Source organism: Pseudomonas sp. R1-43-08 (assembly GCF_003852255.1).
GTDB lineage: Bacteria > Pseudomonadota > Gammaproteobacteria > Pseudomonadales > Pseudomonadaceae > Aquipseudomonas.
This window is the reverse complement of the sequence record NZ_CP027734.1, coordinates 2,463,307-2,487,115: the sequence shown is the minus strand read 5'-3', so window position 1 is coordinate 2,487,115 and position 23,809 is coordinate 2,463,307. Positions and strand designations below refer to the sequence as shown.

Genomic DNA, 23,809 nt, shown 5'->3' with positions numbered 1-23,809 from the left:
GATGTTTTTTATTCGAGTACTGCTTCCAGATCGAACTGGCACAACCGGCGATGCGTGGCGTCTTTGCTTTCGCGCACGGCGTGGCTTTGCGGCAACAGGTCATAGCAGCGGTACAGGAGCCGGCCGACGTGCAGGGCCAGTTCCGGCTCCCAGCGGTCCAGGCCCGCGCGCTGTAATTCGAGGTCCAGCTGTTCCAGTTGGATTCTGCCCAGGTCAGGCTTGCCCGCGCGCATGCACAACCTGGCCAGTGCCAGGCGCCAATGAAAGCGCGCGCGTTCACTGCCAGCGCTGTGCAAACCCTGCTTGAGCACGCCGACGGCAGCCTTGAGCCCGTCCTTGCGCAAGCTGGGCATGACCGTCTGCAAGGCGGCTTCCCAAGGTTCGCTGCCGCCATCGGCAACGGCATTGAAAGGCTCGGCTTTGTGCAGGTGGCGAACAACATGAAGTGTGATCCACTCACAGGTCGCCGGGCCCGCAAACGGCGTGCCGTCGTCGAAGCGCAATTCAGGCAGGTTCGGTAGACGTTGCAATAACAGCGCGAAGCTCGTTTCCAGCTCGGTCATGGCCAGGTTCGCGTGCAAGGCTTCAAGGCATTCCCAGAGCATGCGTAGCCCATCGAACCAGAACAATGCACCCGCCAGGCTGACCTCGAGCTCAAGCAACAGCTCGGCGTGATGGCCTTGGCTGAGACGATCCTGGTAACGTTTAAGCTTGTCGGGAGCCAGCGGGCGCAACGCCGTCACCCCCTCACTGTTGGCATCGGGATAATTGACCAGGCTCAGCCACGCCAAGGTGCGTCCCAAACGCAAGGCCCGCAGGTCGGCGGCATTCTGGCGCAACCACCAGGCACACAACGTACGGGCCTGTTCCTGTAAGGCGCGCAGCACTTTGTGGGCATCTTTTTCATTGTTGATCAGCAACTCAGGCTTGAGCGACTGCGTGAGCGCCTGCTTGACCTGGGTGATCACGCCCGCAGCGCCCGCTGACTGCGCGCCGTCTTGCGTGGCACGCGCCAGACGTTCCGTCAGTTGTCGCCGGATTGGCAACAACAACGGGGCGTCGCTGCCAAGGCGTTCGTTCAATAGCTCATCAAGGCGCACGAGGTGTGCCTGCAGCGCCTGGAACAAGGGCAATCGGTCGACAAGCGACAGGTTCTGCGAGAAGAGCGCGGCCAGGCGCGTCACCAGCCAAGCCAATGCGGCAACGCGGGTGCGCAGCTTGGTGGGATAGACCGCCGCCCAGTGATGCTCACAGAGATAAACCAGCAAACCGAGGCCGGCCAGCAACCCCGGGAATGAATCACGCTGATGCAGTCCCCAGGTGAGCCACACAGCGAGGCGCAGGTCCTTGGATTGCTCACGCAACAGGCGCTCGCTGAATTCGCAGACCTGCTGCCAGTCCGGCAGGCTCGCGCCATGTATGGATTGCGTCTTGGCAACCTCGGCTTCCACGGTTTCAAACTCACTCGAAAAGCGCACGTCATTGCCGGCGAAATCCCCTGGCGAACAAGGTTTCCGTGCAAGTTCCTGGTAATAATCGCACAACTTTTCTGAATGAACCATTTTTGGGCTGCACACAACTATGAAGGCTGAATAGGTAAACTTTATACTGAGAAATGCGTAGCAGAGCTCCGCTTAACCCTCGTTCAACACACAACGAAGTGAACGAACCTTAGCCATCAAAAAAACAGTCAGCAAGCCACAGCCTCACACTTAAGGAATTTCCTACGAGCCCTCTAAAATCAAGGCCTGCGCAGTAATTTGCGCACTTAACAAAGTTAAATAACCCGCGATCACCGCCAACTGCGCCTGATTACTCACTTCTCACCATGAGCAATTAACTGCGCACTTATGTGCAACTTAAAATACTAAAAATCCGCAAAATCAGCCCCCTATGAAACGCTTTAACTTTCTACACCTTGATTTCATTGACCCACGCACTTTCAGGCACGCTTTTTGTTAAAGGCATTTCACCCGACCGGCAACTTCATCGCTCGGGAGCACCTACTCAATCAGACAAGGAAACCCGTCATGCCAACACCCGCGTACCTCACAGTCACCGGTGTCAAACAAGGTTTGATCACCGCAGGTACATTTACCCAGGACTCGGTAGGCAACATTTATCAGGAAGGCCACGAGGATCAGATTCTGGTGCAGGCATTTGCCCATCAGGTGATCATTCCCCGCGACCCGCAATCGGGCCAGCCTACCGGCCAGCGCGTGCATAAACCGCTGATGATCAGCAAGGTCTTCGACAAATCCTCGCCCCTGCTATTCAGCGCACTGACCTCAGGGGAAGAAGTGTCGTGCCGGCTGGAATGGTTTCGCACCTCTTCGGCAGGCACCCAGGAGCACTACTTCACCATTGAACTGGAAGGCGCGACGATCGTGGACGTCCAGTCGCGCATGCCCAGCTGCCAGGACCCGGACAACGCCCACTTCACCCATCTGGAGGACGTGTATTTCACCTATCGCAAGATCGTCTGGACCCATGAAGTAGCCGGCACTTCAGGCTCGGACGACTGGCGCAGTCCAGTAGCCGGCTAACCGCGGCGGTGGCGGGAACGGCCCAGGGAAGGTGCCGTTCCTGCTCGCGCTACACCATCGCCAGCGGGTGCTTGCGCTTGGGTGCGCCAAATACGCGGTCGATCGCGTCCAGGTCATGCTCGTCCAACACCAGCTTCGCAGCAGCGGCATTTTGTCGTATGTGGGCGGGCGTTACTGCCTTGGGGATGGCGATCACACCTTCTTGGCGCAAAACCCAGGCTAGAGAGACTTGCGCGGGGGTGGCCTCATGACGATGGGCAATCTGCTTGAGCGTCGGGCTCGCCAACAGCTCGCCGCCCTGGGCAATCGGGCAGTAAGCCATCAAGGGCAGATGGTGCTGTTGCCACCATGGCAGCAGGTCGAATTCAATACCACGTTCTTCAATGTTGTAGAGCACCTGGTTGGTCGCACACGCGGGGGACGCCAGTTCCTGCAGGTCTGCCACATCAAAGTTGGAAACACCCCAACGGCCGATTTTGCCAGCTTCGCGCAGACGCTCGAACGCTTCGACAGTTTCTGCAAGGGGGTACTGGCCGCGCCAGTGCAGCAGGTACAGATCGATGTAGTCGGTGCCCAGGCGCTGAAGGCTGGCTTCGCAGGCGCGGGGCACGCCTTGGCTGCTGGCGTTGTGCGGATAGACTTTGCTCACCAGAAATACCCGGTCGCGGCGGCCCTTGATGGCCTCGCCGACCACCTCCTCCGCACCGCCTTCGCCGTACATTTCAGCGGTATCGATCAGGGTCAGGCCTTCGTCGATACCCAGCTGCAAGGCGGCCACTTCGGCACGGCGCTGGTTTGGGTCTTCGCCCATGCGCCAGGTTCCCTGGCCGATGACAGGGACGGGAACACCGGCCAGATCGATAGTACGCATGACAACCTCCTGATGAGTTCGCGGATTAACAGTGTGGCATTGACCGGACAAAAGGGTTCAATCGCAGTATGGTTGGCCTCTGATCAATCGCCAGGAATCACCCGCAATGCTGTTTGTTGTCATGCTCGGGGGCAAGCACCCCAGGGCCCGGATCGAAGTACACGATGTCGCGTTTGCCGTGGCGGATACGCTACAGGCCACCTACCCGCAATTGCGCGACGCGTGGTTCGGCAGCCCCAAGGGCGTGCACATCGATTCGTGGATGGCGGTCGATGGTGTCGACGGCTGGAAGGTCGAATTCAGCCAATTGGCGCCGCATGGCGATGCGCCCCGCTTGTATTTCATCAACCTCGGCGGATATGAGGCCAACCGCTTCGGCGAGGCGCATCACTACCTGTTGCTGGTGGCGCGCGACAAACGCGAAGCGGTGAGCAAGGGCAAGCAGCACCTGTTGCGCCACTGGTCCCAGGCCCACACCGACGCGGTAATGGATATCGACGATTGCCTGCCCATCGACTTGGTGGACGGCCGTTATGTCCATCTTGTAAAAGGCCCGCACGCCCCCATCATCCAACAAAACGACTACATCGTTTTGGCCTGAACCCCGCGGGCCAGGCCGCTTCTGGCCCGCTCGGGCAAGTAGACGGAACTTTGCCAGGAAATAACCGCCTGAATCCGGTAGGCTCACCGTTTTTTTCACTCAAGGAGTTATTTCCCATGGCCAAAGCCACCGCTCGCCACATCCTCGTTGCCTCTGAAGACAAGTGCAACGAACTCAAGTCCCAGATCGAAGGCGGCGCTGATTTCGCAGAAGTCGCCAAAGCCAACTCCAGCTGCCCGTCCAGCCGTCAAGGCGGTGACCTGGGTTCGTTCGGTCCAGGCCAGATGGTCAAGGAATTCGACAGCGTGGTGTTCAGCGCCCCGGTCAATACCGTACAAGGCCCGGTGAAAACCCAGTTCGGTTATCACCTGCTGGAAGTCACCAGCCGCCAGGACTGATTCAGTCTGTGCTGATGTTGTAGACAACGGCCCGCCATTTGGCGGGCCGTTGTGCATGTGATGACTGACGACGCTTAAGCCGTTAACGTACAGCTCTCTATTCTTGTTCACCCGCGCTCAAGGCTGATAATGCGATTGGCTTTTCCCAGACTGTTCAGCATCACCCTGGTCGTGTTCCTGACCAGCAACGCCGTGATCGCGGCGCCACAAGCGTCCCTCACGGTGTATGGCGAGCCGGCCAAGTACCCCGACGGCTTCAGCCATTTCGACTATGCCAACCCCAATGCCCCCAAAGGCGGCAGCCTGCGCCGCTCCGCCCTGGAAATCGGGCGCTTTGACCATGTATTGCCGTATGTCGATAAAGGCATTGGTGTTTCCCAGGTCGATGGCTGGGTTTATGCGCCTCTGGCCCAGCGCTCCCTGGACGAGCCCTACACGGTCTACGGCCTGGTCGCGCAAAAGATGGAACGCGCCGACGACGGCCTGTCGCTGCGGTTCTACCTCAATCCCAAGGCGCGATTTGCCGACGGCAAACCGATCACCGCCGAAGACGTGCGCTACAGCTTCGACTTGTTGATGACCCAAGGCAGCCTGCGTTTTCGCACCCTGTTCGCCGACGTCAAGCATGTCGAAGTCGAAAACGAGCGCCAGGTGCGTTTCGACTTTTCCAGCAATGAAAACCGCACCCTGCCCCTGGATCTCGCCACCCTGCCGGTGTTCCCCGAACATTGGTGGAAGAGCCGCGACTTCGCCAACGGCGGCGGCTATGAAGCCCCACTGGGCAGTGGCCCGTACAAGGTCAGCAAGATCGACTCCGGCAACACCATCACTTTTACTCGTGACCCCGATTGGTGGGGCAAGGACTTGCCGGTCAGCCGTGGCCTGTACAACTTCGATCACTTGAGCCTTGAGTATTTCGGCGACATCGAAGTGGCGCGCCAGGTGCTGCGCGGCGGTGCCTACGATTTCAATCGGGAGTTTTCCGCCACCGGATACTCCATCGGTTATAACGGCCCGGCCCTTGACGATGGCCGCCTGCAACGCGCGCATCTGGCCAAGGGGATGCCGCAACCGGCCCAGGGCTATGTCTTCAATGTGCAAAACCCGATGTTCAAGGACCGCCGCGTGCGCCAGGCCCTGGCTATGCTGTGGGATTTCGAATGGGCCAACCGGCAGATGATGCGCAACCTGTACATCCGCCAGCAAAGCTATTTCTCCAACAGCCCGCTCGCCGCCACCCAGTTACCGACCGAGGAAGAACTGGCGATCCTGGAACCCTTGCGCGGGCAGATTCCCGATGAGGTGTTCACCCAGGTATTCAAGGCGCCCGTTACCGATGGCAGCGGCATGATCCGTGACAAACAGTTGCAGGCCCTGGCCCTGCTGGAAGAGGCGGGCTGGAAGCCTGAAGGCGACAAACTGGTCAACGCCGAGGGCGAGCCGTTAGAGTTCACCTTCCTTAACGCCCAGGCAGGCCTGGAACGTCTGCTGCTGCCGTACAAACGCAACCTGGCGCAGATCGGCATCACCTTGAATATCCGCCGCATCGACTCCTCCCAGTACGTCAACCGCTTGATGGCGCGCGACTACGACATGATCGTCACCGGTTTTCCGGTGACCACCTCGCCGGGCATGGAGCTGTACAATTTCTTCGGTTCCGCCGCCGCGTTCGATCCGGGCGCCAACAATTACATGGCGCTCCAGGACCCGGCCGTCGACCGCCTGATCAAGGGCCTGGTCAAGGCCGACACCCAGGCGCAGATGCTCACCTATGCGCACGCCCTGGACCGGGTGCTGCAGTGGAACTACCTGTGGATTCCCAACTACTACCCGCCCGGCACGTCCGCCGCGTGGTGGAACCGCTTCGGCCGCCCGGCCATCGAGGCGAAAAACGATGAAGCCCTGGAAACCTGGTGGGAAGTCAGCCCGACGCCGCTGACCAACGCGCAGATGCAAGCCGAGCTGAAAAAACGCGGGGATGCGCGCTGATGTTTGCCTATATCGTGCGGCGCCTGCTGCTGATCATCCCGACCCTGGTGATCATCCTGCTGGTGAATTTCGTGATCGTGCAGGCCGCGCCCGGGGGCCGGTGGAACAAGCCATCGCCCACCTGCAAGGCATCGGCGGCGGTGGTGTGGGCGGCGGCGCAGGCGAAGGCATCAGCGGCTCGCGGGCCAGCCGTGGCCTGGACCCGAAGCTGATCAAGGACATCGAAAAGCAATACGGCTTCGACAAGCCGGCGCCGGAACGCCTGTGGCTGATGCTCAAGAGCTACGCCCAACTGGACTTCGGCAACAGCTTCTTTCGCGGCTCGACGGTGATCGACCTGATCCTGGAAAAAATGCCAGTCACCATTTCCCTCGGCCTGTGGGCCACCTTGATCACTTACCTGGTGTCGATCCCCTTGGGCATCCGCAAGGCGGTGCGCCATGGCAGCAGCTTCGATGTGTGGAGCAGCACCGCCATCGTGATCGGCTATGCGATGCCGGCGTTCCTGTTCGCGATGTTTCTGATCGTGGTGTTTGCCGGCGGCACGTCGCTGAACTGGTTCCCGGTGCGCGGGTTGGTGTCGGAGAATTTCGAAGCACTGAGCACCGTGGGCAAGATCGCCGACTACTTCTGGCACCTGGTATTGCCGGTCACGGCGCTGGTGATCGGCGGGTTCGCCACCTTGACCATCCTCACCAAAAACTCGTTCCTCAACGAAATCACCCGGCAGTACGTGGTGACAGCGCGCGCCAAGGGCTTGAGCGAACGCCGCGTGCTGTACGGCCATGTGTTTCGCAACGCGATGCTGCTGGTGATTTCCGGGATTCCCCAGGCGTTCATCAGCGTATTCTTCGCCGGTTCCCTGCTGATCGAAGTGATCTTCTCCCTCGATGGCCTGGGCCGCATGAGCTATGAAGCGGCCGTCTCACGGGACTATCCGGTGGTGTTTGGTTCGTTGTTTATCTTCACCCTGTTCGGCCTCTTGATAAAACTCATCGGCGACCTCTGTTACACCCTGGTGGACCCGCGTATCGACTTCGCCGCGAGGAACGCCTGATGCTCAATCTATCGCCCATCGCTCGTCGGCGTTTCGAGCGCTTCAAGAAGAACCGTCGCGGCTGGTGGTCCCTGTGGCTATTTATTGGCTTGTTTATCCTGACCCTCGGTGGCGAGTTGATCGCCAACGACAAGCCGCTGGTGCTCAGTTTCAAGCACGAGCTGTATTTCCCGGTATTCAAGCGCTACACCGAACAGCAGTTCGGCGGGCAGTTGCCGTTCCAGGCCGACTACCGCAGTGACTACGTGCAGAAGCTGATCAAGCAGGACGGCGGCTGGATGTGGTTCCCGCCGATCCCGTTCAGCGACGATACGCCCAATTACGAGCTGGCCCGCCCTGCCCCCAGCCCGCCGTCGACGGTGAACTGGCTGGGCACCGATGACCAATCGCGGGATGTGCTGGCGCGGGTGATCTTCGGCGCACGGGTGTCGATCCTGTTTGCCCTGGCGCTGACCGCGATCAGCGCCGCCATCGGCATCGCCGCCGGGGCGTTGCAGGGTTACTACGGCGGGTGGGTGGACTTGCTGGGGCAACGCATCCTGGAGGTGTGGTCGGGCCTGCCGGTGCTGTACCTGCTGATTATCCTGTCGGGCTTTGTCGAGCCGAATTTCTGGTGGTTGCTGGGCATCATGGCGCTGTTTTCCTGGCTGGCGCTGGTGGATGTGGTGCGCGCCGAGTTCCTGCGCGGGCGCAACCTGGAGTATGTCAAGGCCGCGCGCGCCCTGGGCCTGGGCGACGGCAAGATCATTGGCCGGCATATCCTCCCCAATGCCATGACCGCGACCTTGAGCTATTTACCGTTCATCCTGACCGGGGCGATTTCGACCTTGAGCGCCCTGGATTTCCTCGGCTTCGGCATGCCGGCCGGCAGCGCGTCGCTGGGCGAGTTGATCGCCCAGGGCAAGCAGAACCTGCAAGCCCCATGGCTGGGCCTGACGGCGTTTTTTACCCTGGCGCTGATCCTGTCGCTGCTGGTGTTTATCGGCGAGGCGTTGCGTGATGCCTTCGACCCTCGCTCATGAGTGACTGCGTATGAACCTGATCGAAATCCGTGACCTCAGCGTGGCGTTCAGCGGCCACACCGTGGTGCGCAATGTGAACCTGGACGTGCGCCCCGGCGAGTGCCTGGCGCTGGTGGGCGAATCGGGCTCGGGCAAGTCGGTGACCGCCCATTCGATCCTGCAACTGCTGCCCGAAGCCGGCACGCTCAGCACAGGCTCGGTGAAGTATCGCGGCCAGGAGCTGATGGGCGCGTCGCCTAAGGCCCTGCAAAAGCTGCGCGGCAACCGCATTGCCATGATCTTCCAGGAGCCGATGACCTCGCTGAACCCGCTGCACACGATCGAAAAGCAGATCGGCGAGACGCTGCTGCTGCACAAGGGCCTGGGCGGCAAGGCGGCGCAGGCGCGTATCCTCGAGCTGCTCGACCTGGTGGGCATCCAGAAACCCCAGGAGCGGCTCAAGGCCTACCCCCATCAACTCTCCGGTGGACAGCGCCAGCGAGTGATGATCGCCATGGCCCTGGCCTGCGAGCCGGAGCTGCTGATTGCTGACGAACCCACCACCGCGCTGGACGTGACGGTACAGCGCAAGATCCTGCTGCTGCTCAAGTCGTTGCAGCAACGCCTGGGCATGTCACTGCTGCTGATCAGCCATGACCTCAACCTGGTGCGCAGCATTGCCCAGCGGGTGTGCGTGATGCGCGCCGGAGAGATCGTCGAGCAGGCCGACTGCCAGGCCTTGTTTGCCGCGCCGCAGCACCCCTACAGCCGCTTGCTGCTGGACGCCGAGCCTTCGGCTGAAGTGTTGTGCGGCGAGGAGCGCGAGACGGTATTGCAGGTGAACGACCTGAGCGTGCGGTTTGCTCTCGGCGGCGGGCTGCTGCGACCCAAGCGCTACCTGCAGGCGGTGGACGGTATCAGCCTCAGTGTGCAACGCGGCAAGACCCTGGGGATTGTCGGTGAGTCCGGCTCGGGCAAGTCGACCCTGGGCCAGGCGATCCTGCGCCTGCTCGATTCCACCGGCAGCATCCGCTTCCAGGGCGAGGCTCTCGACCCGCTCAACCACCGGCAGATGCGCCCATGGCGCAAGCAGATGCAGGTGGTGTTCCAGGACCCGTATGGCAGCCTCAGCCCGCGCATGTCGGTGCAACAGATCATCAGCGAGGGCCTGGAAGTGCACGCCCCGTGCAGCCTCGACGCGCGCGAAGCCCAGGTGATCCAGGTACTCAAGGACGTCGGCCTGGACCCCACCAGCCGGCACCGTTACCCCCATGAGTTTTCCGGTGGCCAGCGCCAGCGCATCGCTATCGCCCGGGCGCTGGTGCTCAAGCCGGCGTTGATGCTGCTGGATGAGCCGACCTCGGCGCTGGACCGTACGGTGCAAAAGCAAGTGGTGGCCTTGTTGCGCGAACTGCAGGAGAAATACGGCCTGACCTACCTGTTCATCAGCCATGACCTGGCGGTGGTGCGGGCGATGGCCCACGATATGATCGTGGTCAAGGACGGCAAAGTGGTAGAGCGCGGCCCCAGCCATGCCGTGTTCGAAGCGCCGCAGCATCCCTACACCAAGGAGCTGTTGGCTGCCGCGCACATCCCCTTGTAGAAGCGCGTTTATAGTGGCGAGCGGGCTCCCTCGCCACGCTTCACCTGCTGGACCATCAATCGGCGCTATGACTATGAACACCACCGAAAACCTCAAGGACTACCAACACGTTCGCGGCCTGGCCATTCAGTCGCTGTTCGAGATCATCGAGCAGTCCAGCGAAGGCACGGTGATCGTTGACCGTGATGCGAATATCGTCTGGATGAACGAGCGCTACGCCAAGCGTTTCGGCCTCAAGAGCGCCGAGCAGGCCATCGGCCAACCCTGCGAGCAGGTGATTTCCAACAGCCTGTTGCGCCAGGTGGTGCGCAACGACCGGCCGATTCTGCTGGATATCCAGGACACGCCCAAGGGCCCGCTGGTGGTGATGCGCCTGCCGATCCACGACGATGCAGGCGCGGTGATCGGTGCGATTGGCTTTGCGCTGTTCGATGAGCTGCGCAACCTGTCGCCGCTGATCGAGCGCTACCTGAGCATGCAGCAGGAACTGGCATCCACGCGTTCGCTGTTGCGCTCGCGGCAAAGCAAATACAACTTCGCGCACTTTATCGGCACCAGCGCCGCCAGCCTTGAAGTCAAGCGCCGTGCGCGGCGCAGTGCCAGCGCCGAATCGCCGGTGCTGCTGCTCGGCGAAACCGGCACCGGCAAGGAATTGCTCGCCCAGGCCATCCATGGCGCATCGCCCCGAGCCCACAAGGCGTTCGTCAGCATCAACAGCGCGGCGATCCCCCACGACCTGCTCGAAGCTGAATTTTTCGGCACTGCCCCAGGTGCCTTCACCGGCGCCGACCGCAAGGGCCGTCCCGGCAAATTCCAGATCGCCCAGGGTGGCACGCTGTTCCTCGATGAAATCGGCGACATGCCGCTGCCGCTGCAAAGCAAGTTATTGCGGGTACTGCAGGAAAAGGAATTCGAACCGGTGGGTTCCAACGAAATGCTGCACAGCGATGTGCGGGTGATCGCAGCGACGTCCATGGACCTGGAAGCGGCGATCAAGCGTGGCGAGTTCCGTGCGGACTTGTACTACCGCCTGAACGTGTTGCCGATCCAGGTGCCGCCGCTGCGTGAACGGCTGGAGGATATTCCGGCGCTGAGCGAAGCCATCCTCGAGGAACTGCGCAGCCAGCATGAACTGGACCGCGAAGCCCTGGCGCTGTTGGCGCAGCACGCGTGGCCGGGGAATATCCGTGAGCTGCGCAACGTGCTCGAGCGCGCGGCGTTGTTGAGCGATGACCTGGTGTTGAACGCCGGGGAGATGCGGGCGGCGATTGGCACGTTCAGGCCGGTGGCGCGTGGTGCGCCAGTACCGACTGTAGAAGGGGAAAGTTTCCATGCCGCGCGCGAGCGGTTCGACCGTAGGGTGATCGAGGGGATGCTACAGGCGTGCGAGGGGAATGTAATAGAAGCAGCCAGACGCCTGAAACTTGGTCGATCTACGCTATACAAAAAAATGGTCGCATTGGGCATGACGTCTTAGTAGACGACGTCGATATTGTGAGTTTCAAAGCCAGCGCCTGCATAATCACGGTGTCTTTAAAAACAGTAGGACAGAGTGCATGTCAGATACACATGTTATTGCTATTGGCGGCGAGTCCGATGACGATTTGAAGTGCATGACGCCGATTGATGAGTACATTATTTCGTTAACCGGAAAAGCAGCACCGGTGGTCCTTTACATCTCCACCGCCAATGGTGATGACCCGGTGAAAATCGCAGACTTCTCGAACAAGTATGCCGCCATCGGCTGCTCGGTCATTCCACTCGCATTCTTCATCCCGCCTTTCCCTCACGCGCAGCAGATTTCATCGATGTTCGAGAAGGCCGATATCATTTACGTCGCCGGAGGTAATACCCGTGCGATGCTGGCGGTCTGGCGCGAGTTTGGTGTTACCGACCTTTTGAAAGCAGCTGGGGATCAGGGCAAGATCCTGTGTGGCGTCAGCGCTGGCGCCATATGCTGGTTCGATTTCGGCCATTCGGATTCAGGGGGCGCGTTCGCGCTGATTAATGGCTTGGGCATGCTACCCGGCGCGCTGTGCCCGCATTTCAATTCTGAAGAGGGGCGAAAAACATCCTTTGTCGAACTGATTGCAACCAGCGCATTCAACCTGCCTACGCCGTCGACGACGGCATTGCCCTGCACTTCAAAAACGGTAGCTATCAGAAGACCCTTTACAATGACGCCACTTGCAGTGGTTATGCAGTCGCCGTGCGGTCGCCCCACTTAACGCGGTTGTGATGGGCACGTTCAATGGATGCAAACGCCAGCACGACCTGGACAAGAAGATGGCGGCCTTGGGAATTGCATAGTCTCCGATATGAGACTCAAATCTCACTATGAGGACAAACCTTTGTGGGAGGGGGCTTGCCCTAATGCCAGTCAGTTAAGGGCGAACACTGTACCTGTGGCGAGGGAGCTTGCTCTCGCTGGGCCGCGAAGCGGCCCCAAAAATAGGACTGCTGCGCAGTCCAGCGGGAGCAAGCTCCCTCGCCACAGGTTACTTTTTACCCTTTCCACTTCTTAACTGACTGGCATTAGGGCTTGCCCCCGATAGCGGTGTGTCAGCTTATATATCTACTGGCTGATCCACCGCCATCGGGAGCAAGCCCCCTCCCACATTTGATTGGTGGCGGTCTCTGAATTGAGACAAAGTCGAAAATCATCACAGACAAAATAGTTAATTTACTTATATTTCAATAAGTTAGAAACATGGCACACATCTCGCTATAGCCCTTCTCCAGCGTTTCACCCACAAAAATAACAATTGGAGACACACCATGAGTGTGATCATTGCCCTGGCAGCCCTGGCGCTGCTGATGTTGGCTGCCTACCGTGGCTATAGCGTTATCCTGTTTGCCCCGATCGCCGCCCTTGGCGCTGTTCTGCTGACTGACCCTTCCGCTGTCGCACCGGCCTTCACCGGGGTGTTCATGGAGAAAATGGTCGGTTTCATCAAGTTGTATTTCCCGGTGTTCCTGCTCGGGGCGGTGTTCGGCAAGCTGATCGAGTTGTCGGGGTTCTCGCGTTCTATCGTCGCCGCCGCCATTCGTTTGCTCGGCACGCGTCAGGCGATGCTGGTGATTGTGTTGGTCTGTGCCCTGCTCACTTACGGCGGCGTGTCGCTGTTCGTGGTGGTGTTTGCGGTGTACCCGTTTGCCGCGGAGATGTTCCGCCAGAGCGATATCCCCAAGCGCCTGATCCCGGCCACCATTGCCCTCGGTGCATTCTCGTTCACCATGGACGCCCTGCCCGGCACGCCGCAGATCCAGAACATCATCCCCAGCACCTTCTTCAACACCACCGCCTGGGCGGCGCCGTGGTTGGGGCTGATCGGTACGATCTTCGTGTTCTGCGCCGGCATGCTCTACCTGTCGCGCCAGCGCAACAAGGCCCAGCGCGCGGGTGAAGGCTATGGCACCGAGTTGCGCAACGAGCCGGAAACCGCCGAGGACCTGGCCCTGCCCAACCCCTGGATCGCGCTGTCGCCGTTGCTTCTGGTGGGGGTGATGAACCTGCTGTTCACCCACTGGATCCCGCAGTGGTACGGCAAGACCCACAGCCTCAGCCTGCCGGGCATGAGCGCGCCGGTGACCACCGAAATCGCCAAGCTCACTGCGATCTGGGCGGTGCAGGCGGCGTTGCTGGTGGGGATTATCGTGGTGCTGGTGTGCGGTTTTTCGGCGATCAAAAGCAAGCTGGCCGAGGGCAGCAAAAGTGCGGTCAGCGGCGCGCTGCTGGCAGCGATGAACACCGCTTCCGAATACGGGTTCGGTGCAATGATCGCCTCGTTGCCGGGGTTCCTGGTATTGGCGGACTGGCTCAAGGGCATCCCCGACCCGCTGGTCAACGAAGCCATCACCGTGACCCTGCTGGCGGGGATCACCGGCTCCGCGTCCGGCGGCATGAGCATCGCCCTGGCGGCCATGTCCGAGAGCTTTATTTCAGCGGCCCATGCGGCCAATATCCCCCTTGAAGTGCTGCATCGGGTCGCGGCCATGGCCAGCGGCGGCATGGACACCCTGCCCCACAACGGCGCGGTGATCACGCTGCTGGCGGTGACCGGGCTGACCCACCGCGAAGCCTACAAGGATATTTTCGGCATCACGATCATCAAGACCCTCGCGGTGTTCGTGGTGATCGGTACGTTCTACGCCACCGGCATAGTGTGAGGTTTTCATGACGACATTGAACGGCAAGACCGCCCTGGTCACCGGCTCCACCAGCGGCATCGGCCTGGGCATTGCCCTGAGCCTGGCCAAGGCCGGCGCCAACCTGATCCTCAACGGCTTCGGCGATGCCAGCGGCGTGATCGCCCAGGTACAGGCGTTTGGCGGCAAGGTCGGGCATCACCCGGCAGACGTCAGCGACCCGGCGCAGATCGCCGAGATGCTGGCCTATGCCGAGCGCGAGTTCGGCGGCGTCGACATACTGGTCAATAACGCCGGCATCCAGCATGTGGCGGCGGTGGAGGATTTTCCGGTGGAGCGCTGGGACTCGATTATCGCAATCAACCTGTCGTCGGTGTTCCACAGCACGCGCTTGAGCCTGCCGGGCATGAAGGCCAAGGGTTGGGGACGCATCGTCAATATCGCCTCGGTGCACGGCCAGGTGGGCTCGGTGGGCAAGGCGGCCTATGTGGCGGCCAAGCATGGGGTGATCGGCCTGACCAAGGTTGTGGGCCTGGAAACCGCGACCAGCAACGTGACGTGCAACGCGATTTGCCCGGGGTGGGTGCTGACGCCGCTGGTGCAGAAGCAGATCGACGATCGCGCGGCCAACGGGGTGAGCCCGCAGCAGGCGCAGCATGATCTGCTGGCGGAAAAACAGCCGTCGCTGGAGTTCGTCACGCCGCCGCAGTTGGGCGAGTTGGTGCTGTTTTTATGCAGTGAGGCCGGTAGCCAGGTGCGTGGCGCGGCGTGGAATATCGACGGTGGCTGGCTGGCCCAATAACCACGGTCTACCGAACAGAAGATATCCAAATGTGGGAGGGGGCTTGCTCCCGATAGCGGTGGGTCAGTCAATGAATGTGCAAACTGAAACACCGCCATCGGGAGCAAGCCCCCTCCCACCTTGGACTTGCTTTGTCTGACAAACCTCACACAAGAACAAGAGACCCCGCAATGTCCGACATCCTCTGGCAACCCTCCCCGGAACGCATCGCCAATACGCGCATGGACCAGTTCCGCCGCTACATCAATGCGCGCCACCACTTGCAGTTGGGCGACTACCCCGCCCTGCACCAGTGGAGCATCGACCAGCGCCCGGACTTCTGGCAGGCCATCGTGGCTTTCTTCGAGGTGCAATTTCGCAGCCCGCCCAGCGCCACGTTGATCGAGAGCGCCGACATGCCCAGCGCCCAGTGGTTTCCCGGCGCTACCCTGAACTTCGCCGAGCACTTGCTGCGCCGTCGCGACGATCACCCGGCGGTGGTTGCCATCAGTGAAGACGGCCAGCGTGAACAATTGAGCTACGCGCAATTGGCCGAACATGTCGCCGGCCTGCAAAACAGCCTGCGCTCGGCCGGTGTCGGTGTGGGTGACCGTGTGGCGGCGTGCATGCCCAATACCTGGCAAACCCTGGTCGGCATGCTCGCCACCACCAGCCTCGGGGCAATCTGGTCGTGCTCGTCACCGGACTTCGGCACCCAAGGCGTGATCGACCGTTTCGGCCAGATCGAACCCAAGGTGCTGATCACCTGCGCCGGTTATCGCTATGCCGGCAAGACCCTCGACCAGAGCGCCAAGCTCAATGAAATCCTCGAGCGGCTGCCGTCCCTGGAGCAGTTGATCATCGTGCCCTACGCCCGCCCTCAGGCGCAGGTCACGGATTACCGCACGCCCGCACGCGTCGCGCTGTGGAGCGACTTCTACCAACCCGGCGGCACGCCCGAGTTCGTCGCGGTGCCGTTCGATCACCCGCTGTATATCCTCTATTCCAGCGGCACCACCGGCGTGCCCAAGTGCATCATTCACGGCACCGGCGGCGTGCTGCTCACCCACCTCAAGGAACATGGCCTGCATGCCGACCTGTCTCGTGAAGACTGCCTGTTCTACTACACCACCTGCGGCTGGATGATGTGGAACTGGCTGGTGTCGGTGCTGGCCCTGGGCGCCACGGCGGTGCTGTATGACGGTTCTCCGTTTCATCCGGGCCCGCAACGCTTGATCGACCTGATCGACGCCGAACGCATCAGCGTGTTCGGCACCAGCCCCAAGTTCCTCGCCACCCTGGAAAAGGCCGGCCTGCAACCGCGCCTCAGCCATGATTTGCGCAGCCTCAAAGGGTTGATCTCCACCGGCTCGCCGCTGTCGCCCCAGAGCTACGACTACGTGTACCGCGAGATCAAGGCCGAGCTGTGCCTGTCATCGATGTCCGGCGGCACCGATATTGTCTCCTGCTTCGTGATTGGTAACCCGATGTTGCCGGTGCGCCGGGGCGAAATGCAGTGCAAGAGCCTGGCGATGGCTATCGAAGTGTGGGACGACAAGGGCCGCCCACTGGTCGGCGAGAAAGGCGAATTGGTGTGTACCCGGCATTTTCCCGCCATGCCCATCGGGCTGTGGAACGACCCGCAGCAGCAAAAGTTGCGCGCCTCGTATTTCAGCCAGTTCCCCGGCGTGTGGGCCCAGGGCGACTACGCCGAGCAACGTCCCAACGGCAGCCTGCTGATTCACGGCCGCTCCGATGCGGTGCTCAACCCTGGCGGCGTGCGCATCGGCACCGCCGAGATCTATCGCCAGGTGGAAAAAGTCCCGCAGGTGCTGGAAAGCCTCGCTATCGGCCAGCGCTGGCAGGACGACGTGCGCGTGGTGCTGTTTGTGCGCCTTGCTGACGGTGTGCAATTGGATGAGGCGCTGGAGCAGCAGATCCGCCAGGTGATCCGCGCCAACACCACACCGCGCCACGTGCCGGCGAAAATCCTCGCGGTCAACGATATCCCGCGCACCATCAGCGGCAAGATCGTCGAATTGGCGGTGCGCAATGTGGTGCATGGGGAACCGGTGAAAAACACCGATGCGCTGGCCAACCCCGAGGCCCTCGAACACTTTCGCGACCGCCCTGAGCTGGCGTGACAGATGAAAGGGTTCAGCTCCAACACCTCGTTTTGCAGAAAACCCGGCAATGCATGCTATTTTCTGAGGTAGCCACCCGTCGTTGTCTCTTGGGATAATGGGTGTTGTCTATTTTTCAAAGCGTGATACGCAAGGCTTTTTCATGAAGGGAACATCCACCGGTAGCGAAGCCGCAGCAATGATCGAGCGGCTGGACTGGGCGCAAAGCCCCCTCGGTGAGGCCAATGATTGGCCGCAAAGTCTGCGCACCGCCGTGGATATCGTGGTGCATTCGCCCATGCCGATGCTGCTGCTCTGGGGCGAGCAGCTCACCCAGCTGTATAACGATGGGTTCGCCCGCCTGGCCGGCAACAAGCATCCCGGCGCCCTGGGCCAGCCGGTGCATGCGACCTGGCCGGAGCTGCAAAGCTTCGCCGCGCCGGTCTACGACGCGGTGCTCAGCGGCCAGGTGCGCACCTTCAGCGAGCAGCGTTTCGTGCTGCAGCGCAACCAGCGCGACACCGAGATCTGGCTTGACCTGACCTACAGCCCGGTGCGCGATGAAAGCGGCCGCGTGGCCGGCATCCTGGTCACGGCCATCGAAACCAACGAGCGGCGCAGCAAGGCCCTCGAACTGCAGCAGCGCTCCGAAGACAGCCTCAAGGCCCAGCACAACACCGAGCAACGACTGCAACTGGCCCTGGCGGCGACCGATGCGGTGGGCACTTGGGACTGGGATATCGGCGAAGACCGGTTTATCGCCGACGCACATTTCGCTTACCTGCACGGCGTCGACCCCAATGACGCCGGCCTGCTGCCCATCAGCGCCTACCTGCTCGGCGTGCATCCCGAAGACCGTGGCACGGTCACGCGCAGCATCAAGCATTGCATCACCTTCGGCACCGAATACGCCGAGGAATACCGCCTGCTGCAAGCCGACGGCCAGGTACGCTGGGTGTTTGCCCGTGGCCGCTGCTACAAGGACCCGCAAGGCCGCCCCGCCCGTTTCCTCGGTGCCGCGCTGGACCTCACCGAGCGCAAGCACACCGAGCAGGCGCTGCGCCAAAGCCAGACCGAACTGCAACTGATCATCAACGCCATGCCGGTGCTGATCGGCTATGTCGACCACGAGCAACGCTTTCGCTTGAACAACAGCGCCTACCTCGACTGGTACGGCAAGACGCCTCAGGAACTGTACGGCAAGACCATCCGTGAGGTGCTGGGCGACGAGGTGTACGCCGGGCGCGCAGACAAGATCGCCGCCGCGCTCAACGGCAAGGCGTGCAGCTTCATGACCGTCACGCCGCATCGCGATGGGCGGCCGCGCCACGCGCTGATGAAATACCTGCCGCGCTTCTGCACTGACGGCTCGGTGAACGGTTTCTACATCTTTGTGATCGACGAGACCGAACGCAAACTCACCGAAGAAGCCCTGCGCCACCTCAACGAAAACCTCGAAGAGCGCGTGGCCCAGCGCACCCAGGCGCTGGCCGAGGCCAACCAGCGCCTGCAAAACGAAATGTTCGAGCGCGAGCGGGCTGAAGACGCGCTGCGCCACGCGCAAAAAATGGAAGCCGTGGGCCAGCTCACCGGCGGTATCGCCCACGACTTCAACAATATGCTCACCGGCATCATCGGCAGCCTCGACCTGATGCAACGCTACATTGCCGCCGGCCGCAGCGAAGACATCGGCCGCTTTGCCGATGCCGCCGTGGCCTCCGCCCACCGCGCCGCCGCCCTCACCCACCGGCTGCTGGCGTTCTCGCGGCGCCAGTCGCTGGACAAGCGCCCCACCGATCCCAACCAGTTGGTGGCGTCCCTGGAAGATCTGTTCCGCCGCACCAAGGGCGCGCATATCACGCTCACCGTGCAGCTGGGCAAGGACATCTGGCCGGTGAACACCGACGCCAGCCAACTGGAAAATGCCCTGCTCAACCTCGTCATCAATGCCCGCGACGCCATGCCCGATGGCGGCGAACTGCTGATCGAAACCGCCAACAGCTATCTGGACGGCACCGATATCACCACCCTGGAGCCGGTCAAGGCCGGCGACTACGTGATGCTCGGCGTGCGTGACAACGGCAGCGGCATGGCGCCGAAAATCCTCGCCAAAGCCTTCGATCCGTTCTTCACCACCAAACCCATCGGCCAGGGCACCGGCCTGGGCTTGTCGATGATCTACGGCTTTGCCCAGCAATCGGGGGGCCACGTGACTATCCAGAGCGAACCGGGCCAGGGCACCTGCGTGCGCCTGTACCTGCCGCGCCTGCATGGCACCGCGCTGGAAAGCAACCTGCCCGCCAGCCTGGCCGAAGCGCCGCTGGCCCTGGCCGGCGAAGCGGTGGTGGTGGTCGAGGACGACCCGGCGGTGCGCATGCTGGTGGTCAATCTGCTCGATGAACTGGGTTACACCGCGCACCAGGCAGCAGACGCGCGCACGGCGCTGCCGTTGCTGGAATCGGATTTACGCGTGGACCTGCTGGTGACCGACGTCGGCCTGCCGGGCATGAACGGCCGGCAACTGGCGGAAATCGCCCGCCAGCACCGGCCGGGGCTGCGCGTGCTGTTCATGACCGGTTACGCCGAAAAAGCCGCCGAGCGCCAGGGCTTTCTGGAGCACGGCATGGACATGGTGGCCAAGCCGTTTTCCATTGACCTGCTGGCGACCAAAATCCGCAGCATGATCGGCGTCGATGCCTGAGTTCAGGCATAATCGCGCGCCGTCGCACACCTGGTAGAGATCGATGAAAGCCCAAGCCCGTCATATCCTGGTGAAAACCAGCGAAGAAGCCGAACAGCTCAAGCAGCGCATTGCCAAGGGCGAAGCCTTTGATGTGCTGGCCAAGAAGTACTCCACTTGCCCGTCGGGCAAGCGCGGCGGTGATCTGGGTGAAGTGCGGCCAGGGCAGATGGTCGGGGCCATTGATGCAGTGATCTTCAAGAAACCGCTGCGGGTGGTGCATGGGCCGGTCAAGAGCAAGTTTGGTTATCACTTGGTGCAGGTGTTTTACCGGGATTGATGGGTTGGCTTTACACCGTAATCGGGAGCAAGCCCCCTCCCATACTTGATTTGTGAATACATCACAATGTGGGAGGGGGCTTGCCCCCGATCCGCCGCAGGCGGCCATTCACCTGGGTATCAATGCCCCCGGCACCTGAATCACCCGGCTCGCCAACCGATGCCCAGCCAAAGCAGCCTGTTCCGGCGAACCGCCCTTGAGCCGACCGGCCAAATACGCCGCACTGAACGAATCCCCCGCCGCCGTGGTGTCCACGACCTTCTCCACCTTCAACGCCGGCACGGCAAAGCGCTCGTCGGCGCAACGGATCAAACAGTCATCCGCGCCGCGCTTGAGCACCACCTCCTCAATCTTCGGGTAGGCCGCAAACACCTGCTCGCTGTCGGCATAACCGAACAACGCGCGCTCGTCGTCCTCGGTCAGCAAGGCGATATCCACCTCGGCCAACACGCGGTGATACGCCGCGCGGGCCGCCTCGATGTTCGCCCACAGACGCGGCCGGTAGTTATTGTCGAATACGACCTTGGCGCCGCGACGCCGGGTTTCGATCAGGCTTTCCAGTAAACGCTCACGCCCGATTTCCCCCAGCACCGCCAGGGTGATGCCGCTGAAATACACCCAGTCATAGCCCGGCAGGGCTGCCAGGATCGGCTCGGCGGCCGGCGTGGTAAAACAGTCGCGCACAGCCGCTTCGTTGCGCCAGTAGAGGAATTTGCGCTCGCCGTTGGCGTCGGTCTGGATGCAATACAATCCCGGCAAACGCCCGGCCAGGCGCTGGACCATGCCCAGCCCGAGGCCTTCATCAGCCCACTGTTGGCACATGGCATCGCTGAAACTGTCATCGCCCAGGGCGGTGACGTAATCGACAGTGCCGAAGTCGCCCAGCTCGCGGCGCAGGTACACCGCCGCGTTCAGGGTGTCGCCGCCGAAGCTCTGGTGCAGGCTGCCGTCGGCGCGGTGTTGCAGTTCGATCATGCATTCGCCGATGAGGGCGATGCGCGGTTTAGTGGTCATGGCTGCTGTCTCGGTGGGGCTGATGGACTCATCGGGGGCAAGCCCCCTCCCACATTTGGAATGCATTCCCCTGTGGGAGGGGCTTGCCCCCGATAGGCGCGACTCGGTCTAGAAGCAGGTGCGCAGGGACTCGATCACCCGCAGTTGCTCATCCACCAGACAACCCACCTGCCACTTGTCGAAGGTCAGACAAGGGTGCGAAGTGCCGAAGGAAATAATGTCGCCAATGCGCAGTTCCACCCCCGGCGCCACGGTCATGAACGCGTGTTGGTCCATCACGGCGGTCACCTGGCACGCGCTCACATCATCGCCCTCGGCCGGTAAAATTCCGGCCTTGTAGCGCTTGAGCGGCACCGGCAGACCGGCGTCGTAGGCTACGTCGCGCTTGCCCAGGGCGATCACCGCAAAGCCCGGTTCCGGCAACGATTGCACATGGGCCCAGACTTCCAGCGCCGGGCGCAGGCCTTCGTTGAGGTCGCTGCGACGGTCAAGCACACAGCATTGCGCGTCTTTATAGATGCCATGGTCGTGGGCCACGTAGCTGCCGGGGCGCAGGACGCTGAGGAAGCGGCCAGCGGCATTCTGCGCCTCGAACGATTCGGCAATCAGGTCATACCAGGCCGAACCCGACGCCGTCACGATTGGGGTGGGCAGGTCGAAATAGCCGTTGTCTTGCAGGTCTACCGCCTGGCGCACCAGGCTGGCCGCGAAGGCGCGAATGCCGCTGATCGCCTGATCGCCGTGGATCACACCTTCATAGCCTTCGATACCGGTAAGGGCCAGGGCCGGCTGGGCCTTGATCGCCTCTGCCAGCTCGCGCACTTGCTGCTCGCTGCGGCAACCGCAACGGCCACCGACCACGCCGTACTCGATCATCACGTTCAGGCGCAGGCCACGGGCCGCGAAGAACAGGCCCAGGTCAGCAACGTTATCCGGATGGTCGACCATGCAGTGAAAATCGAAATCCGGGTCGGCCAGCAGGTCGGCGATCAGCGCCATGTTCGGCGCGCCGACCAGTTGGTTGGCCATCAGCACACGGCGCACCCCGCCGGCGTAGGCGGCGCGGGTCTGCACCGCAGTGGCCAGGGTAATGCCCCAGGCGCCCTGGGCGAGCTGACGCTGGAACAGCGCGGGCATCATGCTGGTCTTGCCGTGTGGCGCCAACTGCGCGCCGCTGTCACTGACGAATTGCTGCATCCAGCGAATGTTGTGTTCCAGGGCATCGCGGTGCAGCACCAGGGCCGGCAGGCTGACATCGCGGACCAGGTGAGCGCCAACTGCGGCGGCGCCTTTTTCAACGGCATTGAAGGCAGACATGGGTAATTCCTATTCGTTGATGCGCCGGGCCAGGTTATTGGCGCTGTCGATCAGCACCCGGCGATAGTCGTGATAGTTTTTGCTCGCATCGGCCCGCGGGGCGACGATGCACAGCGTCGCAATGCTGACGCCCTGCGCGTCGCGCACCGGGGCGGCAAAGCAGTGGGTAAAGGTGTCGGCGACGCTGTCGAAGGAGAAGAACCCGTCGAGGGTGGCCTGGCGGATCTGCGCCAGGAAGGTCTCCAGGGGCAGGCGCAGGCCACCCGGCAGGATGAAATCGTCGGGATCGATCAGGTCGATGATCTGCTGGTCGCTCAAGTGCCCGAGCAGCAGGCGCCCGGAGGCGGTCCAGGGGATCGGCGCGTTTTCGCCGATATCCGAGGAAATACGAAAATGCCGCTGGCCTTCGCGCATCAGCGCCACCGTGTACTTGCGCCCGTTGAGCAGGCACATCTGCGCGGTTTCGTGGGTCCGGCTGACGATCTCCTGCAAGGCGTGGTCGGCCTCGCGGGTCAGGTCGAAGTGGCGCAGGTGCGCCTGGCCGAGGAAGTACAACTGGCGTCCGAGGTAGACGTGACCGTCCTTGCCCACGGATTCCAGGATGCGCCGTTCGAGCAGCGAGGCGACCAGTTCGTAGACCGTGGACTTGGGGCTGCCGATGCCGCTGGCGATATCATTCGGGCGCAGTGGCTGGCCGATTTCCTTGAGAAAATCGAGGATATCGAACGCACGGTCCAGGCCTTTGGCGCGGCGTTTGATGGTGTCTTCGGTCATGGCGGTTCCGGTCCGATCATAAGTTTGTGCTGCACAGTGAACCCCTGTGGGAGGGGGCTTGCTCCCGATGGCGGTGTGCCAGTAGGTACATTTGTTGCTGATACACCGCTATCGGGAGCAAGCCCCCTCCCACATTTGATTTGCAGCGTCCTCAAGTGGGCCAATTTAGCCTTTTTTCTTGTAGGCCACGCAATCGATCTCCACCTTGCAGTCCACCATCATGTTGGCCTGCACACAGGCGCGCGCCGGGGCGTGTTCCGGGGTGAAGTATTCGCCGAAGACTTTGTTGAAACTCCAGAAATCCCGTGGGTCTTCCAGCCATACGCCGACGCGCACCACGTCTTTCAATTCGTAGCCGGCCTCTTCCAGAATCGCCACCACGTTGCGCATCGTCTGGCGGGTTTGCTCGATGATGCCGCCATTGATGATTTCACCGTCCACCGCCGGCACCTGGCCCGACACATACAACCAACCATCGGCTTCCACCGCACGGGCGAAAGGACGTGGCTGGCCGCCGCCCGCGGTGCTGCCGGTACCGTAACGAGTAATGCTCATAAAATAGCTC

At 61.7% G+C, this 23,809-nt stretch carries 19 protein-coding genes and 1 pseudogene; 14 read left to right on the top strand and 6 right to left on the bottom strand.

Features of this window, described 5'->3' with window-relative positions; translation table 11 throughout:
* Positions 1–8: 8 nt before the first annotated feature.
* Complete coding sequence (tssA, locus tag C4J87_RS11320) at positions 9–1,562, bottom strand: type VI secretion system protein TssA (RefSeq protein ID WP_124366845.1); 1,554 nt, start codon at positions 1,560–1,562, stop codon at positions 9–11.
* A 468-nt stretch (positions 1,563–2,030) separates the two neighbouring features.
* On the opposite strand from tssA, the gene C4J87_RS11315 reads away from it, so the two are divergent.
* Positions 2,031–2,546, top strand: a complete 516-nt coding sequence (locus C4J87_RS11315) for an Hcp family type VI secretion system effector (protein ID WP_124366844.1) — start codon at positions 2,031–2,033, stop codon at positions 2,544–2,546.
* Between the two features lie 49 nt (positions 2,547–2,595).
* Here C4J87_RS11315 and C4J87_RS11310 read toward each other — a convergent pair whose 3' ends face one another.
* Positions 2,596–3,417, bottom strand: coding sequence for an aldo/keto reductase (locus C4J87_RS11310; RefSeq protein WP_124366843.1), 822 nt, complete (start codon positions 3,415–3,417; stop codon positions 2,596–2,598).
* A 106-nt stretch (positions 3,418–3,523) separates the two neighbouring features.
* Between C4J87_RS11310 and C4J87_RS11305 the strand changes: the two genes are divergently transcribed.
* The 13 genes and pseudogenes from C4J87_RS11305 to C4J87_RS11245 all read left to right on the top strand — a co-directional run bounded on the left by C4J87_RS11305 (position 3,524) and on the right by C4J87_RS11245 (position 20,139).
* On the top strand, positions 3,524–4,018 hold the full coding sequence (locus C4J87_RS11305) for a DUF1543 domain-containing protein (protein ID WP_124366842.1): 495 nt from the start codon (positions 3,524–3,526) through the stop codon (positions 4,016–4,018).
* Positions 4,019–4,134: 116 nt separating this feature from the next.
* A complete protein-coding gene (locus C4J87_RS11300) occupies positions 4,135–4,416 on the top strand; it encodes a peptidylprolyl isomerase (protein WP_124366841.1) in 282 nt (93 codons plus the stop codon).
* Positions 4,417–4,545: 129 nt separating this feature from the next.
* Positions 4,546–6,405: an extracellular solute-binding protein gene (locus C4J87_RS11295; protein ID WP_124366840.1), complete on the top strand. Its 1,860-nt coding sequence runs from the start codon at positions 4,546–4,548 to the stop codon at positions 6,403–6,405.
* Positions 6,405–7,462, top strand: a pseudogene (locus C4J87_RS11290) (microcin C ABC transporter permease YejB). Before C4J87_RS11295 ends, C4J87_RS11290 begins: the two are co-directional and overlap by 1 nt.
* Complete coding sequence (locus C4J87_RS11285) at positions 7,462–8,484, top strand: ABC transporter permease (RefSeq protein ID WP_164487655.1); 1,023 nt, start codon at positions 7,462–7,464, stop codon at positions 8,482–8,484. Before C4J87_RS11290 ends, C4J87_RS11285 begins: the two are co-directional and overlap by 1 nt.
* Positions 8,485–8,494: 10 nt before the next feature.
* Complete coding sequence (locus C4J87_RS11280; RefSeq protein WP_124366838.1) at positions 8,495–10,066, top strand: ABC transporter ATP-binding protein; 1,572 nt, start codon at positions 8,495–8,497, stop codon at positions 10,064–10,066.
* 73 nt (positions 10,067–10,139) lie between these two features.
* The gene (locus C4J87_RS11275) at positions 10,140–11,543 is read left to right on the top strand and encodes a sigma-54-dependent Fis family transcriptional regulator (protein WP_124366837.1); all 1,404 of its coding nucleotides are present in this window, start codon (positions 10,140–10,142) and stop codon (positions 11,541–11,543) included.
* A gap of 79 nt (positions 11,544–11,622) precedes the next feature.
* The gene (locus C4J87_RS11270) at positions 11,623–12,294 is read left to right on the top strand and encodes a Type 1 glutamine amidotransferase-like domain-containing protein (RefSeq protein WP_124366836.1); all 672 of its coding nucleotides are present in this window, start codon (positions 11,623–11,625) and stop codon (positions 12,292–12,294) included.
* A gap of 550 nt (positions 12,295–12,844) precedes the next feature.
* Entirely contained in the window at positions 12,845–14,236 is a 1,392-nt protein-coding gene (locus tag C4J87_RS11265) for a GntP family permease (protein WP_124366835.1), read from the top strand.
* Positions 14,237–14,243: 7 nt separating this feature from the next.
* Entirely contained in the window at positions 14,244–15,017 is a 774-nt protein-coding gene (locus C4J87_RS11260) for a 3-hydroxybutyrate dehydrogenase (RefSeq protein ID WP_124366834.1), read from the top strand.
* Positions 15,018–15,187: 170 nt separating this feature from the next.
* The gene (locus C4J87_RS11255) at positions 15,188–17,140 is read left to right on the top strand and encodes an acetoacetate--CoA ligase (RefSeq protein ID WP_124366833.1); all 1,953 of its coding nucleotides are present in this window, start codon (positions 15,188–15,190) and stop codon (positions 17,138–17,140) included.
* Positions 17,141–17,282: 142 nt separating this feature from the next.
* Positions 17,283–19,820 (top strand): PAS domain-containing sensor histidine kinase, encoded by a 2,538-nt coding sequence (locus C4J87_RS11250; protein WP_124366832.1) that lies wholly within the window; start codon positions 17,283–17,285, stop codon positions 19,818–19,820.
* A gap of 43 nt (positions 19,821–19,863) precedes the next feature.
* The gene (locus tag C4J87_RS11245) at positions 19,864–20,139 is read left to right on the top strand and encodes a peptidylprolyl isomerase (RefSeq protein WP_124362615.1); all 276 of its coding nucleotides are present in this window, start codon (positions 19,864–19,866) and stop codon (positions 20,137–20,139) included.
* A 108-nt stretch (positions 20,140–20,247) separates the two neighbouring features.
* Here C4J87_RS11245 and C4J87_RS11240 read toward each other — a convergent pair whose 3' ends face one another.
* The 4 genes from C4J87_RS11240 to C4J87_RS11225 all read right to left on the bottom strand — a co-directional run bounded on the left by C4J87_RS11240 (position 20,248) and on the right by C4J87_RS11225 (position 23,799).
* On the bottom strand, positions 20,248–21,153 hold the full coding sequence (locus C4J87_RS11240) for a sugar kinase (protein WP_124366831.1): 906 nt from the start codon (positions 21,151–21,153) through the stop codon (positions 20,248–20,250).
* Between the two features lie 108 nt (positions 21,154–21,261).
* Positions 21,262–22,470, bottom strand: coding sequence for an amino acid deaminase (locus C4J87_RS11235; RefSeq protein WP_124366830.1), 1,209 nt, complete (start codon positions 22,468–22,470; stop codon positions 21,262–21,264).
* A 9-nt stretch (positions 22,471–22,479) separates the two neighbouring features.
* Positions 22,480–23,244, bottom strand: coding sequence for an IclR family transcriptional regulator (locus tag C4J87_RS11230; RefSeq protein WP_124366829.1), 765 nt, complete (start codon positions 23,242–23,244; stop codon positions 22,480–22,482).
* Positions 23,245–23,409: 165 nt separating this feature from the next.
* Complete coding sequence (locus C4J87_RS11225) at positions 23,410–23,799, bottom strand: RidA family protein (RefSeq protein WP_032896881.1); 390 nt, start codon at positions 23,797–23,799, stop codon at positions 23,410–23,412.
* Between the last annotated feature and the right edge of the window lie 10 nt (positions 23,800–23,809).